Source organism: Streptomyces sp. NPDC002276 (genome assembly GCF_053891435.1).
Map to the genome: position 1 here is coordinate 189,255 of NZ_JBSFCQ010000012.1, position 16,975 is coordinate 206,229.

Here is a 16,975-nt window from a genome sequence, read left to right on the forward strand (position 1 = left end):
AGGCCATTGTCCTGGGATCCCCGGTTCACCGAGCGGCGAGCCGGGCCTCCGCGGCCCGCCAGCGGGCGGTGTCGCCCTGCGGTTCGTACCGGGTCGACGGCTGGGTACGGGCAAGCAGCCCCCGCATCCCGGCCAGGTCACCGACCAGCCCGTGGGCCCGCGACTGAACGAGCACATTGCCCAGGGCCGCCGCCTCCGTGGGCCCGGCCACCACCGGCAACCCGCAGGCGTCGGCGGTCAGTTGGCACAGCAGCGCGTTGCGCGTACCGCCCCCGACGATGTGCACGACGTCGACCGGATGATCGGCGAGGACCTGGGCGTCGTCGACCGCCCGCCGATGGGCGAGCGCGAGCGAGTCGAGGATGCAGCGCGTGATCTCGGCCCGGGACTCCGGCACCGGCTGCCCGGACCCACGGCACGCGTCCGCGATCCGCTCCGGCATCCGCCCGGGCGCCAGAAACACCGAGTCACCCGCGTCGACCACCGACCGCAGCGCCGGCACCCTGGCCGCCCCGCGCAGCAGCTCGCCCAACTCCGGCTCGCCCCAGGCCCGTACACACTCCTGAAGCAGCCACAGCCCCATGATGTTGCGCAGATAGCGGACCGTGCCGTCGAGCCCCAGTTCGTTGGTGAAGTTGGCGGCCCGACTCGCCTCACTGAGCACGGGCGCGTCGAGTTCCAGCCCGGCCAGGGACCAAGTCCCGGTACAGATATAGGCGAACCGCTCCTCGACGGCCGGAACAGCGGCCACAGCGGAAGCCGTGTCGTGCGACCCCACCGCCGTCACCGCCACCGGCCCCCGAAGCCCCGTCTCCTCCAGCACCTCGGCCCGCAGCACCCCCGCCGGATCCCCCGGCTGCCGCAGCGGCGCGAACAGCCCGAGGGCGATACCGAGCCGCGAGGCGATGTCGTACGACCAGTCGCGCGTCCGGGGATCGACGAGTTGGGTCGTGGAGGCATTGGTCAGCTCGGTGCCCTGCTCCCCGGTGAGCCAGTACGACAGCAGATCGGGGATGAGCAACAACCGCTCGGCGTGCGCCAGTTGAGCCGAGTCACGGGCCGCCGTCAGCTGGTACAGGGTGTTGAAGGGCGCGTACTGCAACCCGGTCGACGCGTACAACTCACCCGCAGGCACGGTCGCCCACACCTTCTCGGCGACCCCCTCCGTGCGGGCGTCCCGGTAGTGCACGGGGTTGCCCAGCAGGGCCCCGTCCGCGTCCAACAAGCCGTAGTCCACGGCCCAGCTGTCGATGCCGACGGAATCGACAGCCGGACCCGCCGCCCGGAGCCCGTCGAGGACCCCCGCGTAGAGCGCGAGGATGTCCCAGCGCAGCCCCTCCGGAGTCCGGACGGGCCGATTGGGAAAACGGTGGGCCTCCGCCAACTCCAGGGAGTCCGGCCCGACACGGCCGACCATGACCCGCCCACTGGACGCGCCGAGATCGACCGCGGCGTACGCCTTCACGTCGGCGCTCACCGAAGGAAGGCTGCCGCAACGCCGGCGTCGACCGGGACATGCAGTCCGGTGGTGTGCGTCAAGTCCCCACCCGTGAGGGCGAAGACGGCGTTGGCGACATGCTCCGGCAGCACCTCCCGCTTGAGGATGGTGCGTTGGGCGTAGAACTCGCCGAGCTTCTCCTCCTCGATCCCGTACGTCGCCGCCCGCTGCGCACCCCAACCACCCGCGAAGATGCCCGAGCCACGCACGACACCGTCCGGGTTGATGCCATTGACCCGGATCCCGTGCTCACCCAACTCGGCTGCCAGCAGCCGTACTTGGTGTGCCTGATCGGCCTTTGTGGCGGAGTAGGCGATGTTGTTGGGCCCGGCGAACACGGCGTTCTTGGACGCGATGTAGAGGATGTCGCCCCCGAGCCCCTGCGCGATCATCGCCCGCGCGGCCTCACGCGAGACGAGGAACGACCCACGGGCCATGATGTCGTGCTGGAGGTCCCAGTCCCGCGCCGAAGTCTCCAACAGGGGCTTGGAGATGGAGATCCCCGCGTTGTTGACGACGAGATCGACACCGCCGAAGGCGAGCAGGGCGGCTTTGAAGGCGTCGACGATCTGCCCTTCGTCCGTCACGTCAACGGTGACGGCAACGGCCTTGTCGGGCCCACCCAACTCCTCCGAAACGGCCTGCGCGCTCTCGGAGTTGAGATCCGCGACGACAACACAAGCTCCCTCGTCAACCAGCCGCCGAGCGATCGCCTTCCCGATCCCACTCCCCGCCCCCGTGACGAGCGCGACCCGAGTGGCGAGCGGCTTGGGCTTCGGCATCCGCTGCAACTTGGCCTCTTCCAGGGCCCAGTACTCGATGCGGAACTTCTCCGACTCCTCGATCGGCGCGTACGACGACACGGCCTCGGCCCCGCGCATCACGTTGATGGCGTTGACGTAGAACTCGCCGGCCACGCGCGCGGTCTGCTTGTCCTTGCCGAAGGAGAACATACCCACGCCCGGGACCAGCACGATCGCCGGATCGGCGCCACGCATGGCAGGCGAGTCGGGCACGGCATGCCGCCGGTAGTAGGCGGCGTACTCCTCGCGATAGACGGCGTGCAGCTCCTTCAGCCGCGCGATCGCCTCGTCCAGCGGAGCGTTGGGCGGCAGATCGAGAACGAGCGGCCTGACCTTGGTCCGCAGAAAGTGGTCGGGGCACGAGGTACCGAGCGCGGCGAGCCGGGGATGCTCGGCCCGCGCCAGAAAATCAAGAACAACATCGGAGTCGGTGAAGTGCCCCACCTGCGGCCGGTCTTGAGAGGCCACGGCACGAACATACGGCGCGATCGCGGCGGCCCGCTCCCGCCGCTCACCGTCGCCGAGCGGACCGTACCCCTCGACGACGGGCCCGAATGGCTCGGGCCTCCCGCGCTCGACGAGGAACGCCTCGGCGGTACGGATGATGTGCAACGAGTTCCGCTCGCACTCCTCCGAACTCGCACCCCAAGCGGTGATCCCATGCCCCCCGAGCACACACCCGATGGCCTGCGGATTGGCCTCCTTGACGGCCGCGATGTCCAGCCCCAGCTGAAACCCGGGCCGCCGCCAAGGCACCCACACGACCGTGTCCCCGAAACACTCGGCGGTCAGCTTCTCCCCGTCGGCGGCGCAAGCGAGCGCGATCCCGGAATCGGGATGCAGATGATCGACATGAGCCGCGTCCACGAGCCCGTGCATGGCGGTATCGATGGAGGGCGCCGCACCCCCCTTCCCGTGCAGGCAGTAGTCGAACGCGGCGACCATCTCGTCCTCGCGGTCCACCCCCGGGTAGACGTCGACGAGCGCGCGCATCCGGTCCAGCCGCAACACGGCGAGCCCCGCCTCGGTGAGTGTCCCAAGATCACCCCCGGACCCCTTCACCCACATCAACTCGACATCACCCCCGGTGACGGGGTCCGTGTCCACACCCTTGGCGGACGCGTTCCCGCCGGCGTAGTTGGTGTTACGAGGATCAGCGCCAAGCCGATGAGAACGGGCGATGAGGTCGGCGGCTTCGTGGTGCGGTGCCATGAACTCGGGTCCTTACATGAGAGAGGGGACTTTCAGGGGCGCGGGGAACTGCGCGACCAGCCACAACGGACCCGCACCCGCAAACAACGAACTCCCGGCAGACGCTTAGGCGCCCCAACCGGCCTGCTGCCCCCCAACCCGCTCAGCAACAATCCGCTCCTGCCACCCACTAGCCCGATAAGCCACGATCGGGTCAGGGGCAAGCCCCTGCTCCTCCCGCAACTCCCGAAGCAACGGCCGCACATCCGTGTTGTACGCGTCCATCACCACGGCATTGGCTTCCAGCACATCCCCAGCCCGCTGCGCGGCACCCAACGCATCCCGATCCACGAGCAACGCCTTCGCCGTGGCTTCCTGCACGTTCATCACCGACCGAATGATCGCCGGAATCTTCGCCTCGATGTTGTGGCACTGATCGAGCATGAACGCCACATCGGCCGTGAACCCTCCACCCCGAATCACCTCGTACATGATCCGGAACAACTGGAAGGGATCCGCCGCCCCCACCATCAGATCGTCGTCCGCATAGAACCGCGAGTTGAAGTCGAACGCCCCGAGCTTCCCCTCCCGGAGCAGTGTCGCCACGATGAACTCGATGTTCGTGCCGGGTGCGTGATGCCCGGTGTCGACCACGACCTGCGCCTTCGGCCCGAGCTTCAGACAGTGCGCATACGCCGTCCCCCAGTCAGGAACATCGGTCGCATAGAACGCCGGCTCGAAGAACTTGTACTCCAGCAGCATCCGCTGCCCGTCCCCGAGCCGCGCGTACACCGCCGCGAGCGCCTCCGCCAGCCGATCCTGGCGCGCGCTCAGATCGTCCTGCCCGGGATAGTTCGTACCGTCCGCGAACCACAGCTTCAGGTCGGCGGACCCCGTCGCGTCCATGATGTCGACGCACTCCAGCAGATGGTCCAGCGCCTTGCGCCGCACCGCCGCGTCGGGATGGCAGACGCTGCCGAGCCGGTAGTCGTCGTCCTGGAACGTGTTGGAGTTGATCGCGCCGAGCTTCAGCCCGTGGTCGTCCGCGAACTTGGCCAGCGCCCCGAAGTCGTCCACCCGGTCCCAGGGAATGTGCAGGGCCACCGTCGGCGCCACGCCGGTGAACTCGTGGACCTTGGCCGCGTCCTCCAGTTTCTCCTGCGGGGTACGCGGCACCCCTTCCTGGGCGAACACCTTGAACCGGGTCCCCGAGTTCCCGTACGCCCACGACGGCGTCTCGACTGCCTGGGTCCTGAGCGCGGCCTTCACCGCGGCGAGATCGGTCACTTGTGGGCTCCTGTGACATGCGACGAAACGATGTATGTATGAAACGATTCAGAGAGCGAAGTTATGAGCCTCCCGAAGGGGTGTCAAGCCCTACGGCCAAGCCTGTGCTCCGTGACTCCAATGTGACCTTTGGCTATCGAAAGTTTTTCGATGCGGACCCATTGACGTGACAAGGCTGGCGAGCCTAACGTCCCGGCAACCAAGTTGAAACCTTTCACGACGTCGTGACGGCTCACCGCCGACGTCGTCGAGGAGCCCCTCATGACCCACCCGTCAGACGCGGGTCCGGCCCCGGTGCTCGCGCTCAAGGGCATCTCCAAGTCCTTCGGCGCGGTACGCGCCCTGCGGGACGTGTCCCTCGAACTGTTCCCCGGTGAGGTGCACGCACTCGCCGGTGAGAACGGCGCGGGCAAGTCCACTCTCATCAAGACCCTCGCCGGTGTGCACCGGCCCGACGCCGGCCAGGTGCTGCTCGACGGCGAACCCGTCCTCTTCCACGGCCCCGGCGACGCCCGCGACGCGGGAATCGCCGTGATCTACCAGGAACCGACCCTTTTCCCCGACCTGTCGATCGCCGAGAACATCTTCATGGGCCGCCAGCCCCGCCGTGCGCTGGGCCGTATCGACCACAAGGCCACCCACGCGGCGACCGCCGACCTGATGAAGCGGCTGGGCGTCGAGCTGGACCCCGAGCGTCCGGCGCGCGGCCTGTCCATCGCCGACCAGCAGATCGTGGAGATCGCCAAGGCGCTCTCCTTCGACGCCCGCGTCCTCATCATGGACGAGCCGACGGCCGCCCTCACCGGCAGCGAGGTGGCCCGCCTCTTCGGCGTCGTCCGCACCCTGCGCGAACAGGGCGCCGCCGTCCTCTTCATCTCGCACCGCCTGGAGGAGATCTTCCAGATCTGCCAGCAGGTCACCACCCTCCGCGACGGCGCGTGGATCTCCAGCGAGCCGGTCGAGGGCATGACCGAGGACGATCTCGTACGACGCATGGTGGGCCGCGATCTCGACGAGCTGTATCCGAAGCAGGACGTCGAACCGGGCGAAGTCGCCCTCAGCGTCAAGCGGTTGACCCGCGAGGGCGTCTTCACCGATGTTTCTTTCGATGTACGGCGCGGAGAAATCGTCGGTCTCGCCGGGCTCGTCGGCGCCGGCCGTACCGAGGTGGCGCGAGCCGTCTTCGGCATCGACCGGTGGGACGCCGGCGGGGTCGAGGTCGACGGCAAGTCGCTGACGAACGGCGCCCCTTCGACCGCGATGGCCGCGGGCCTCGCCCTGGTCCCCGAGGACCGGCGGGCCCAGGGCCTGGTGATGGACATGTCGATCGAGCGCAACATCGGTCTGACCGGCCTGCGTACGACGGTCAGGGCCGGTCTCGTCGACCGGGGCGCCGAGCGCAGCCGTTCGCTCGACTGGGCGGTGAAGCTGCACGTGAAGTACGCGCGGATCGGCGACACCGTCAACACCCTCTCCGGCGGCAACCAGCAGAAGGTCGTCCTCGCCAAGTGGCTCGCCACCGGGCCCAAGGTACTGATCGTCGACGAGCCGACCCGTGGCATCGATGTCGGGACCAAGGCCGAAGTACACCGGCTGCTCAGCGAGTTGGCCGCCGACGGCGTCGCCGTTCTGATGATCTCCTCCGATCTGCCCGAGATCCTCGGCATGGCCGACCGCGTGCTGGTGATGCACGAGGGCCGGCTCACCGCGGAGATCCCCCGTTCCGAAGCCACCGAGGAATCCGTGATGGCCGCAGCCACCGGGAGGACCGCCGCATGAGCCCGGCCTTCATGACGATCGAGTCCTTCGGGAGGGCCGCCGTATGACGGTCACCGCGCCCAACCCCGCGCCCGCCGCCGAGGCCCCCGAGTCGAGCGGCACCCGGCTGGTCGACCGGGTCTTCAAGATGCGCGAACTCGCCATCCTGGCCGTCTTCCTGGTGATGATCGGCATCACCCAGGCGGGCAACAGCGAGTTCCTGTCCGAGCAGGGCATCAAGGACCTGCTCCTCAACGCGACCATCCTCGTCCTGGTCGCCACCGGCCAGTCACTGGTCGTCATCACCCGCAACGTCGACCTGTCGGTCGGCTCGACCCTCGGCATCACCGCCTTCGCTACCGGCGACTACCTCCACAGCGGCGGCAACGCTGTCATCGCGATCCTGCTGGCAGTGCTCCTCGGTGTCGGACTCGGCCTGGTCAACGGGCTGTTGGTGAGTCTCGGGCAGGTGCCCGCCCTGGTCGTCACGCTCGGCACGCTCTACATCATCCGGGGCGTCGACTCCATCTGGGTCGGCTCCCGGCAGATCACGGCCGCCGATCTCCCGGGCGGATTCGTGGACTTCGGCTCCGGCGGCCTGTCGGCGGTGCCCTGGCTGGCACTGATCGCGCTCGCCGTACTGATCGTCACCGCCTACTACCTCAAACACTTCGGCAGCGGACGGGAGTTGTACGCCCTGGGCTCCAACCCCGAGGCCGCGCGGCTCGCCGGGATCCCCGTCCGCAAGCGGATCCTCGCCGCGTACACCTTCTGCGGCGGGCTCGCCGGACTCGCCGGCGCGATGTACCTGGCCCGCTTCGGCAATGTCGACTCCGGCACCGGTACCGGCTACGAACTCACCGTAGTGAGTGCGGTGGTTGTCGGTGGCGTGGTCTTCACCGGCGGCTCCGGCAGCGTCTACGGCGCGGCCCTCGGCGCCCTTCTGCTGACCTCCATCAACAGTGTGCTGCCCGCCCTCGGCGTCAGCTCCGTCTGGGTGCTCGCGATCAACGGCATCCTGCTCATCCTCGCCATCGCCGTCGACCGGATCGTCGCCCTGCGCGTGGCCACCGCACTGAAGAAGAGGAACGCCCGCCATGCCTGAGTCGTTGACGCGCGCGATCCGCTGGGACACGGTCGTCGGCGCCCTCCTCGTCGTCCTGCTGCTGTTCTCCTTCACCTCCGTGGACGGCTTCGGCAACGCGCTGAACCTGTCGTTCCTGATCGGCAACACCCTGCCCATCGCCCTGATCGCGCTCCCGATGACCCTGTTGGTCGTCGCCGGCGAGATCGATCTGTCGGTGGCCTCCACGGCCGGTCTGTCGGGCGCGGTGATGGGCAAGCTGTGGAACGACGGCATGGCGATCGAGACGATCATCCCGATCTGCCTGCTCCTTGGCCTGGTCTGCGGACTGGTCAACGGGCTGCTCGTCACCCGGCTCGGACTGCCCTCCCTCGCCGTCACGATCGGCACGCTGGCCGCGTACCGGGGTATCGCGCAGATCGTGCTCGGTTCCGACGCGGTCACCGATTTCCCCACGCAGTACCTGGACTTCGCGGCGGGACGGCTCGGCGACACGTTCCTTCCGCGGGCCTTCCTGCCCTTCCTGGTGCTGCTCGCCATCGCCGTCGTAGCCCTCCATGCCACGCCGTTCGGGCGGTCGTTGTTCGCGATCGGGGCGAACGAGGAGGCGGCGCGGTTCGCCGGTATCCGGGTCAAGCGGCAGAAGTTGATCCTGTTCACGGTGACCGGGTTGATGGCCTCACTCACCGGGATCTTCTGGGCGCTGCACTACGCCAGCGCTCGCTATGACAACGCGACCGGGCTCGAACTGTCCGTGGTGGCCGCGGTGTTGCTCGGTGGGATCGACTTCGACGGCGGGAAGGGGACGTTGGGAGGCGCGATCGCGGGTGTCTTTCTGCTCGGGGCGTTGCAGAACGTGATGAGCCTTCTCAATGTTTCCGCGCAGTCGCAGATCGTCGTGACCGGTGTGTTGCTTGTTGTTTCGGTGCTTGGGCCTCGGGTAGCTCGGCAAGTTGCTGTTGCCAGGGCCGCGGCTCGTTCCACTGGATAGGTCGTATTGCGTCTGCGGGCCCGTTGTGGCTGGTCGCGCAGTTCCCCGCGCCCCTGGAGGGGCGCTTCCGCTCACCCTCGTATCAAAGGACCCCATGCCATGCGCAAAGCATCCCTTCGTCGTGCCTGTGCGGCGCTCGTCGCCGTCACTTCTCTCACGCTCGTCGCCACCGCCTGCGGTGGTACCACCAAGAAGGACGTGAAGGACGAGAACACCGGGGCGGCCGTCACCGGCGGCAAGGCGGACCCGAACGCCGCGCTCAAGAAGGGGCTCACCGTCGGGTTCCTGCCCAAGCAGGTCAACAACCCGTACTTCACCACGTCCGACAAGGGCGGCGAGAAGGCCCTCACCGAACTGGGCGAGAAGTACAAGGAGGTGGGCCCGAGCAGCGCCACCGACACGGCGGGACAGGTGAGTTACGTCAACACGCTCACCCAGCAGCAGGTGAACGCGATCGCCGTCTCCGCGCAGGACCCGGGCGCCCTGTGCACCGCGCTCAAGCAGGCGATGAGCAACAAGATCAAGGTCGTCACCTACGACTCCGACACCAACCCCGAGTGCCGCAACGCCTTCGTCTCGCAGGCCAGCGCCGAGGACCTCGGCCGCACCCAGGTGCAGTTGCTCGCGCAGCAGATCGGCTACAAGGGCGAGATCGCGATCCTGTCCGCCGCGCAGACCGCGACGAACCAGAACACCTGGATCGGCTTCATGAAGGACGAGTTGAAGGACCCCAAGTACAAGGACATCAAGCTGGTCAAGGTCGCCTACGGCAACGACGACGCCCAGCAGTCCTTCCAGCAGACCCAGGGCCTTCTCCAGGAGTACCCGGACCTGAAGGGGATCATCTCCCCGACCACCGTCGGCATCAAGGCGGCCGCCCAGTACCTGGCCGGCTCCAAGTACAAGGGCAAGGTCAAGCTGACCGGCCTCGGCACCCCCAACGACATGCGCAAGTACGTCAAGAACGGCACCGTCGACGGCTTCGAGCTGTGGGACCCGGCGAAGCTCGGCGCGCTGGCCGCGCAGACGGCGGTGGCGCTGGTGTCCGGGCAGATCACCGGCAAGGAGGGCGAGACCTTCAAGGCCGGCGGGACCTCGTACACCATCGGCAAGGACGGCGTGATCAACCTCGGCAAGCCGACCGTCTTCGACGCGAAGAACATCGACCAGTTCAACTTCTAGTCCCCGAAGTCCCTTTAGTCCAAGGGGTGTTGATGCAACGCGTGTGCTTTCTGCTGAAGGTCAGGGCGGACCGCCTCGACGAGTACCGTGAGAGGCACGCCGCCGTGTGGCCCGAGATGCTCGACGCGCTCTCGGCCACCGGCTGGCACAACTACTCGCTCTTCCTGCGCGAAGACGGCCTCCTGGTCGGCTACTTGGAGACCGAGGACTTCGCCGCCGCCCAGGCCGGTATGGAAGCCACCGACATCAACTCCCGCTGGCAGGCGGAGATGGCGCCGTTCTTCGAGTCCCTGGACGGCGCCCGTCCCGACGAAGCGATGAAGCCCCTCACCGAGGTCTTCCACCTCGCGTGATCCCCCCACAGGAGCCGCCCACATGAGAAGACGCGCCGTGCTCACCACCGCCATACTCGCGGCCGTGGCAACACCGGGCATCGCACGGGCGGCCGACCCCGGCCCGTCCGTCACCAAGAAGAGCACCACCCAACTCGACGCCCAGGCCGTCTACTTCGTCTCGTACGACGGCCTGGTCAACAACAACTCGTTCCAGAAGAACGGGCTGTTGACCTACAAGGGCTATCAGTACGCGGCCTGGTACACGTCCACCAAGTACGCCGTCGTCGCCCGGCGAGTTCTCGGCAGTACCACCTGGTCGACCATCACCCTCTCCCATCAGCTCAAGAGCGACGACTCCCACAACGTCATCTCCATGGGCGTGTCCAAGGTCGACGGCCGGCTCCACCTCAACATGGACTCCCACAGCGACGGCTTCTTCTACGTCAAGTCCGTCGCCGGTCTCCTCGACAACCCGGCGTCCACCGCCTGGACTTCGGCCGTTCTCGGCGCCGTAGGGACCTCGCTGGACGGTGTCGCCCTCACCTCGCAGTTCACCTACCCCCAGTTCATCGCCACACCCGAGGGCAAGTTGCAGCTCAGCTATCGGGTCGGGATCTCCGGGAACGGACGCAACGCCCTCGCGGAGTACGACGGTTCGGCCTGGACCGCACTGGGGGAGTGGAGCGCCTCGACCGGTACCTACACCAGCACGCACGGCTCCAGCACCGCCCGCAACATGTACCTCCACGGCATCGACTACGACGTCAACGGCCGACTGCACGCCTTCTTCACCTGGCGCGAGCAGTCCGCCGCCGTGATGTGCAACAGCGGCGGCATCACCAACCACGACACCGGCTACGTCTACTCGACCGACCAAGGCCGCAGTTGGCGCAACGACGCCGGAACTGTCGTAGGAACAACGGGTAGTTCGGACACCGTGGCCGTCACGGACGGCGGGCTCGTCGTCGACTCCCTCAACCCCGACCACTCCCTGATGAACCAGGAGAGCCAGGCCACCGACTCCGCGGGGCTCCCGCACGCGATCATCAGCTACGTCCCCGGCCGCTTCGGCCAGTGCACCACCAACTACGTCACCGACCGCACGACCAACGGCCGCGCCTTCCACGTCCGCAAGAACTCCGCCGGGACCTGGCAGAAGACCGAGATCCCGATCGCCCTGAACTCCAGCCAGCGCACCAGGCTGGTCCTGGACAAGTACGACAACGCCTACGCGGTCCTGCCCTACGGCCGTATCGCCGCCGCCTCGAAGGCCTCCGGGTACTCCGACTGGACGCTGCTGTACGACGCGAGCGACCTGAACGCGTTCGGCGAGGTCGTCGTCGACGAGTTGCGGGTGAAGGCCGACAACGTGCTGTCGGTCATGTACCAGGAGAAGTCGAGCGGTACGACCCCCTCGGCGCTTCACGTCGTCGACTTCGCCCTGCCCGCGTGACCGGGGCGGCCGCCGGAGTCGGCAAAGGTCATGACGGTAATGTGAAGGCTCTCCCGCCGCCCCACATCACCCTGGAGGTCTCCGCCTGATGGCCCAGCCGGTGGGTATCAAGGACGTCGCCCGTGCCGCCGGAGTCTCCGTCGGCACGGTCTCGAACGTCATCAACCGCCCGGACACCGTCGCCACGGAGACCCGGGCCCGGGTGCTGTCCGCGATCGACCGCCTCGGGTATGTGCGGAGCGAGTCGGCTCGTCAGCTGCGCGCGGGGCGCAGCCGGATCATGGGGCTGCTCGTCCTCGACATGGGCAACCCCTTCTTCGTGGACGTCGCTCGTGGCGCCGAGCGGGCCGCGCGCGAGTCGGGGCTCGGGGTGATGGTCTGCAACAGCGCGCAGAGCCCCGGCGAGGAGGCCGAGTATCTGTCGCTCTTCGCCGAACAGCGGGTGCGGGGCGTGCTGTTGACCCCGGCCGACGCGACCGGACGCAACATCGAGTCGTTCCGCCGGCACGGCATTCCCTTCGTGCTCGTCGACCGTGTCGCCGAGGGCACCACCGAGTGCTCGGTCTCCGTGGACGACGTCGCCGGCGGCGCGCTCGCCGTGCGGCACCTGATCGACGCCGGTCACCGTTCCATCGCTTACGTCAGCGGCCCGCCCGGCTTCAACCAGGTGCGGGACCGCCGTACGGGCGCCAAGAACGCGCTCGCGGAGGCCGGTCTCGACCCGGGCACGCTGCGCGAGCTGCCCACCGACCGGCTCGACGTGGCGTCGGGGCGTGATGCGGGCGCCCGGCTGCTCGGCCTCGCCGACCGGCCCACCGCCGTCTTCTGCGCCAACGACCTGCTCGCCCTCGGTGTGCTCCAGGCCGTGTTCGCGGCCGGGGTCGGCGTCCCGGACGACCTCGCGATCGTCGGCTACGACGACATCGAGTTCGCCGCGGCGGCCGCCGTACCGCTCACCTCGGTCCGGCAGCCCGCCGTCACCATGGGTGCCCTGGCCGCCGAACTGCTCCTGGAGGAGACCGAGGCGGAGACGGACCCGACGGCCCGCCCGCACGAGCACCGGCGGGTCGTGCTCCAGCCGGAACTGGTGGTGCGCCGCTCCAGCCTCGCCGCCCGCTGATCGGCCGGTCAGTAGGATTTCATGATCCAGGGGGTCGGATATCGGACGCACATGTGCTGGACTATGACGCGGCCCGTCATTCGTCCGTACCAGGAGTCCCGTTGTCCGTCAGCTACCGCCAACCCGGCGTCGTCCTCACCGACCGCCGCTTCACCGTGCCCCTCGACCACGAGGACCCCACGGGCGAGACCATCGAGCTCTACGCCCGTGAGGTCGTCGCGAGTGACAAGGCGGACCGGAAGGACCTGCCGTGGCTGCTCTATCTCCAGGGCGGACCCGGATTCGGGGCGAATCGTTTCGTCGGCAGGCAGGCCTGGCTCGACCGCGCGCTCGACGAGTACCGCGTGCTCCTTCTCGACCAGCGCGGCACCGGCCACTCCACCCCGCTCAACCGCCAGACCCTCCCGCTGCGCGGCGGCCCCGCCGAGCAGGCCGAGCACCTCACGCACTTCCGCGCCGACTCGATCGTCCGGGACTGCGAGACCATCCGCCCGGCCCTCACCGGCGGCGCGCCCTGGACCGTCCTCGGCCAGAGCTTCGGCGGCTTCTGCGCGGTGAACTACCTGTCCACCGCCCCGGAAGGCGTGCGCACCGCGCTCCTCACCGGCGGCCTGCCGTCCCTCGACGCGCACGCCGACGACATCTACCGGGCCGCATACCCGCGCATCGAGCGCAAGGTCGCCGCCCACTACGACCGCTACCCGCAGGACGTGGAGCGTGCCCGCCGCATCGCCGAGTACCTGCTGAGCCACGAGCCGGTCCTCCCGAACGGCTACCGGCTCACCGCCGAGGCCTTCCAAACCCTCGGCATCATGCTCGGCGGCAGCGACGGCAGCCACCGCCTCCACTTCCTCCTCGAAAACGCCTTCGTCCGCACCCCGCAGGGCCACGAACTCTCCGACGCCTTCCAGGAAGAGGTCCAGAACTCCCTGTCGTACGCCGGACACCCCCTCTACGCCCTCGTCCACGAGGCGTGCTACGCCCAGGACGCCCGCCCCACCGCCTGGTCGGCCGAACGCGTCCGCGGCGAGTTCCCGCAGTTCGACGCGGCCAAGACCCTCGCGGGCGACGGCCCCCTCCTCTTCACCGGCGAGACCATGCACCCCTGGATGTTCGACTGCGACCCTGCGCTGCGCCCGCTCCGCGAGACCGCCGAACTCCTTGCCGCCCGCACCGACTGGCAGCCGCTCTACGACCCGGCGCGCCTCGCCGCCAACGAGGTCCCGGTCGCCGCCGCCGTCTACCACGACGACATGTACGTCGACGCGACCCACTCGCTCCGGACCGCCCGCTCCATCCGGGGCCTGCGCACCTGGGTGACCGACGAGTTCGAGCACGACGGCGTACGGGCCGGTGGCACGCGGGTCCTGGACCGGCTGCTGGCCCTCACCCGCGACGAGGTCTGAGTCCGCCGACGGGAGGCGGGCCCGGCGACGAGATGTGACTCGGGAATTTCCGGCATAAGGTTCATTTCGATGAATACCAAGTCACTCCGCCGGGCCCGCCCGGCCGCCCTGGTCCTCGCCGTCGTCGCGGCGAGCACGGTCGCGCTGGTCTCCTGCGGCGACGACAACAACAGCTCCGGCAGCGGCTCGGGGACCCCGACCCCGGACAAGGCCTCCTTCTCCGGCATGACACCGTCGGCCCTGAAGTCGGCCGCGTCCTCGGCGGTCGCGTCGGCCCAGGCCAGGGCCTCCGCCGCCGCGTCCTCCGCCTCGGCCGCCGCGTCCTCCTTCGAGGCCTCCGTGTCGGCCGAGGTCGCCCGCGCGAGCAAGGACGCCCAGAACGAACTCAAGAACGTCACGGGCCAGGGCAACGCGACGTCGGAGGTCGCCATGACCGGCAAACCGCGCGCCCAGACCGGCGGGCTGCTCGCGGTCGTCGTCAACATCACCAACAAGACCGACAAGAAGGCGTCCTACGCCGTCCAGGTCGACTTCCTCGACTCCTCGGGGAAGGTGGTGGAGACGCGCTACGTCGGCGCCGAGAACCTCGCCCCCGGTGCGAAGGCCCAGCCGGTCGCCATCAGCACCAAGCCGCCGGAGCCGGTGCTGACCCCCAAGTTGGCCAAGGCACAGCGCTATTGAGCACGTTCGTCGGCAACGGGCGCTTCAGCGCTCGGAGTTGAGCGCGTCCACCGCCCCGCCCGCGTCCCCGATCGTCGCGTAGTCCACGGCGACGAAGTTCACCGGCCGACCGCGTTCCCGCTCGCAGCGGTGGACGCGGTCGAGCACGAATGGGCGGGCGTTGACCTCACCCGCGTCCAGACGGCTGCCGCCGTCGATGGTGATGAAGTGGTTGAGCAGGAACAGCCGTTTGTCGGTGCCACCGCGATGCGGTACGCAACTCATCGCGTCCGGCGTGCGGAACGCGAACGGCGTCTCCATGCCGTAGTCGTAGAAGTTGCGGTACCAGGGCGCCGGACCGTCGGCCTGCTCGGCGAAGACGACGAGTCGGCGTCCGCTGTCGATCAGGTCGCCCAGGGTCGGCCACGGCTCCGCGGGATCGGGGTCGGGGGTGTGCACGAGGTCACTCAACCCGGCCTGCGCGAAGGCCTGTTGGGTGTCCTCGCCGCTGATCGCGTCCTGCACGATCAGGGTGATCACCTCGGTCGGGTGGGCGCGCATCCAGTCACCGATCTCGCGCAGCGCGGGCACCAGCGCGATCGCCCCCGCCCGGCACACCGAGTGGCACAGCCACAGCCCCTCGCGCGGCGGGTTGACCTTGTTGACGGCCGCGGCGACGAACTTCCGCTGTTCCGGGGTGAAGTCGGACTCGGAGAGCCGCGCGGTGATCTCGTCCGGGCGCTCCCACCGGTAGGTGTCGATCTGTAGGGCGCGCACCCCGTCGTCCAACTGGGCGGTGATTCCCGGGTCTTGGAGCGGGCCGATGAACCGGTCGACGGTGGTGGACATCGCGTTGTGCGAGGTGAGGTAGGCGACCTCGTCGTAGGACCGGTCGCACAGCTCCGCGCTGCCCTCGCAGGTGCGGGACGCGGTGGGCGTGACGGCGTACGGGATCAGCAGGACGCCCGTGACGGCGGCGCCGCCCGCGGCCAGGACCAGCCACCGGAGGCGGGGGAGGGCGGGGCCGTGCGGCCGGACCTGGAGGGCCCAGCCCACGCCGGTCAGCAGGGCACCGGCCAGGACGGGGACCAGGGCGGTCGTCAGGGCGGTGGCCGTGAGCCGGTCCAGGGCGGTGCGCTGTACGTCGTCGACCAGCCGGGCCAGGCTCGGCGGCCAGGAACCCGGCGGATCGATCACCCGCCCGCCGCTGGCCAGCCGGAAGAGGACGGCGACGAGCCCGGCGAGTACTCCACCGGCCGCGAGCGACCAGCCGAGAGGGAGGAGTCGGCGGCCCGTCGGCGCCGAGCCGCCGCCGATCCACAGCACCGCGAGCGCGATGACGAGGAGCGCCGAGGACAAGGCTTCCGTGAGGCCGAGGCCGACCGCCGTGTAGGCGCGGGCGCGGTGGAGCGGGGCCAGGTCGAGGGTGTCCGTGAAGTTCCAGGTGCCGCCATCCACGCTCGCCCGCAGCCGGTCGGCGGCCGCACGGGTGCGGTCCGACACGGCGGCGGGGGCCACGGTGGCGAGCGCGGTCGCGACATCGCCGTCCCGCAGCGCGGCCTCGACCGCCGGGCGCAGGGCGTCCCGGTCCGCGACGGGCAGTCCGCTCACCAGCGTCCCGGCCGCCTGCTCCGCCTGTGCCTCGGTCAGCGGGAGCGAGGGCAGCCCGTTCGGGATGTGCCCCGCGGTCACGGCTCCCAGTGCGGTGGAGAGGTCCGCGGAGAAGCGGTCGAAGTCCGGCTCGGGCCGGTTCTGGACCGAGGCGACGAGATCGCCGAAGTAGATCTGGGCGAGGTCGTTGAGGTTGGCCAGCACCGGCCGCAGATCGACCTTGAGGACCAGGGAGTCGCGCTCGCCGCCGAGATAGCCCACTACGGCGTTGATCTGCTGCTGGGTGAGATCGCGGACCGTCTCCGGCGGCAGCACCAGCTTGAGGTTGGAGGTGACCTGGGCCTCCGGCACGGGCAGCCGGGCGAGCAGCCCCCGGGTGACCGCGGCGGTCCGCGGATCCACCAGCACCTGGCTGTAGAGCCGGTCGTAGGCCTTCTGCTCGTCGAGCGCGGACCGGTAGAAACCCGGTGAGACCACGGTGGAGCGGGCCGTGGCCGCGAGGGTGAGGACCGCCGTCGCGAGGACGGCCAGGACCAGAGCCGCGACACGCGGCAGTCTGCGGGACGCGATGCCGACCGGGTCCATGATTCCCCATC

13 protein-coding genes are annotated in these 16,975 nt (G+C 69.1%); 9 read left to right on the top strand and 4 right to left on the bottom strand.

The features are described 5' to 3' along the window. Nucleotides 1–25: 25 nt before the first annotated feature. The 3 genes from ACWIHT_RS28815 to rhaI all read right to left on the bottom strand — a co-directional run bounded on the left by ACWIHT_RS28815 (nucleotide 26) and on the right by rhaI (nucleotide 4,779). On the bottom strand, nucleotides 26–1,477 hold the full coding sequence (locus ACWIHT_RS28815; RefSeq protein ID WP_456171201.1) for a rhamnulokinase: 1,452 nt from the start codon (nucleotides 1,475–1,477) through the stop codon (nucleotides 26–28). Continuing rightward, nucleotides 1,474–3,513: a bifunctional aldolase/short-chain dehydrogenase gene (locus ACWIHT_RS28820; protein WP_456171202.1), complete on the bottom strand. Its 2,040-nt coding sequence runs from the start codon at nucleotides 3,511–3,513 to the stop codon at nucleotides 1,474–1,476. The genes ACWIHT_RS28815 and ACWIHT_RS28820 overlap by 4 nt, the downstream gene beginning before the upstream one ends. A gap of 105 nt (nucleotides 3,514–3,618) precedes the next feature. Then, nucleotides 3,619–4,779 carry an L-rhamnose isomerase gene (gene rhaI, locus ACWIHT_RS28825; protein ID WP_456171203.1) on the bottom strand — a complete coding sequence of 387 codons (1,161 nt, stop codon included), beginning with the start codon at nucleotides 4,777–4,779 and terminating at the stop codon, nucleotides 3,619–3,621. 261 nt (nucleotides 4,780–5,040) lie between these two features. Here rhaI and ACWIHT_RS28830 point away from each other — a divergent pair, with 261 nt between their 5' ends. The 9 genes from ACWIHT_RS28830 (at nucleotide 5,041) to ACWIHT_RS28870 (ending at nucleotide 14,789) form a co-directional block, all read left to right on the top strand. Beyond that, nucleotides 5,041–6,558 (top strand): sugar ABC transporter ATP-binding protein, encoded by a 1,518-nt coding sequence (locus ACWIHT_RS28830; protein ID WP_456171204.1) that lies wholly within the window; start codon nucleotides 5,041–5,043, stop codon nucleotides 6,556–6,558. A gap of 43 nt (nucleotides 6,559–6,601) precedes the next feature. Continuing rightward, the gene (locus tag ACWIHT_RS28835; RefSeq protein WP_456171205.1) at nucleotides 6,602–7,642 is read left to right on the top strand and encodes an ABC transporter permease; all 1,041 of its coding nucleotides are present in this window, start codon (nucleotides 6,602–6,604) and stop codon (nucleotides 7,640–7,642) included. Then, nucleotides 7,635–8,612 carry an ABC transporter permease gene (locus tag ACWIHT_RS28840; RefSeq protein ID WP_456171206.1) on the top strand — a complete coding sequence of 326 codons (978 nt, stop codon included), beginning with the start codon at nucleotides 7,635–7,637 and terminating at the stop codon, nucleotides 8,610–8,612. The genes ACWIHT_RS28835 and ACWIHT_RS28840 overlap by 8 nt, the downstream gene beginning before the upstream one ends. Before the next feature lie 99 nt (nucleotides 8,613–8,711). Further along, complete coding sequence (gene rhaS / locus ACWIHT_RS28845) at nucleotides 8,712–9,794, top strand: rhamnose ABC transporter substrate-binding protein (protein WP_456171207.1); 1,083 nt, start codon at nucleotides 8,712–8,714, stop codon at nucleotides 9,792–9,794. 32 nt (nucleotides 9,795–9,826) lie between these two features. Further along, on the top strand, nucleotides 9,827–10,147 hold the full coding sequence (locus ACWIHT_RS28850) for an L-rhamnose mutarotase (protein ID WP_033278944.1): 321 nt from the start codon (nucleotides 9,827–9,829) through the stop codon (nucleotides 10,145–10,147). Between the two features lie 22 nt (nucleotides 10,148–10,169). Beyond that, nucleotides 10,170–11,582 (top strand): BNR repeat-containing protein, encoded by a 1,413-nt coding sequence (locus ACWIHT_RS28855; protein WP_456171208.1) that lies wholly within the window; start codon nucleotides 10,170–10,172, stop codon nucleotides 11,580–11,582. Between the two features lie 88 nt (nucleotides 11,583–11,670). After that, the gene (locus tag ACWIHT_RS28860) at nucleotides 11,671–12,702 is read left to right on the top strand and encodes a LacI family DNA-binding transcriptional regulator (protein WP_456171209.1); all 1,032 of its coding nucleotides are present in this window, start codon (nucleotides 11,671–11,673) and stop codon (nucleotides 12,700–12,702) included. A 101-nt stretch (nucleotides 12,703–12,803) separates the two neighbouring features. Next, a complete protein-coding gene (locus tag ACWIHT_RS28865; RefSeq protein WP_456171210.1) occupies nucleotides 12,804–14,108 on the top strand; it encodes an alpha/beta fold hydrolase in 1,305 nt (434 codons plus the stop codon). 69 nt (nucleotides 14,109–14,177) lie between these two features. After that, complete coding sequence (locus tag ACWIHT_RS28870; RefSeq protein ID WP_456171211.1) at nucleotides 14,178–14,789, top strand: FxLYD domain-containing protein; 612 nt, start codon at nucleotides 14,178–14,180, stop codon at nucleotides 14,787–14,789. A gap of 24 nt (nucleotides 14,790–14,813) precedes the next feature. Here ACWIHT_RS28870 and ACWIHT_RS28875 read toward each other — a convergent pair whose 3' ends face one another. Continuing rightward, complete coding sequence (locus ACWIHT_RS28875) at nucleotides 14,814–16,964, bottom strand: hypothetical protein (protein ID WP_456171212.1); 2,151 nt, start codon at nucleotides 16,962–16,964, stop codon at nucleotides 14,814–14,816. Nucleotides 16,965–16,975 lie beyond the last annotated feature (11 nt).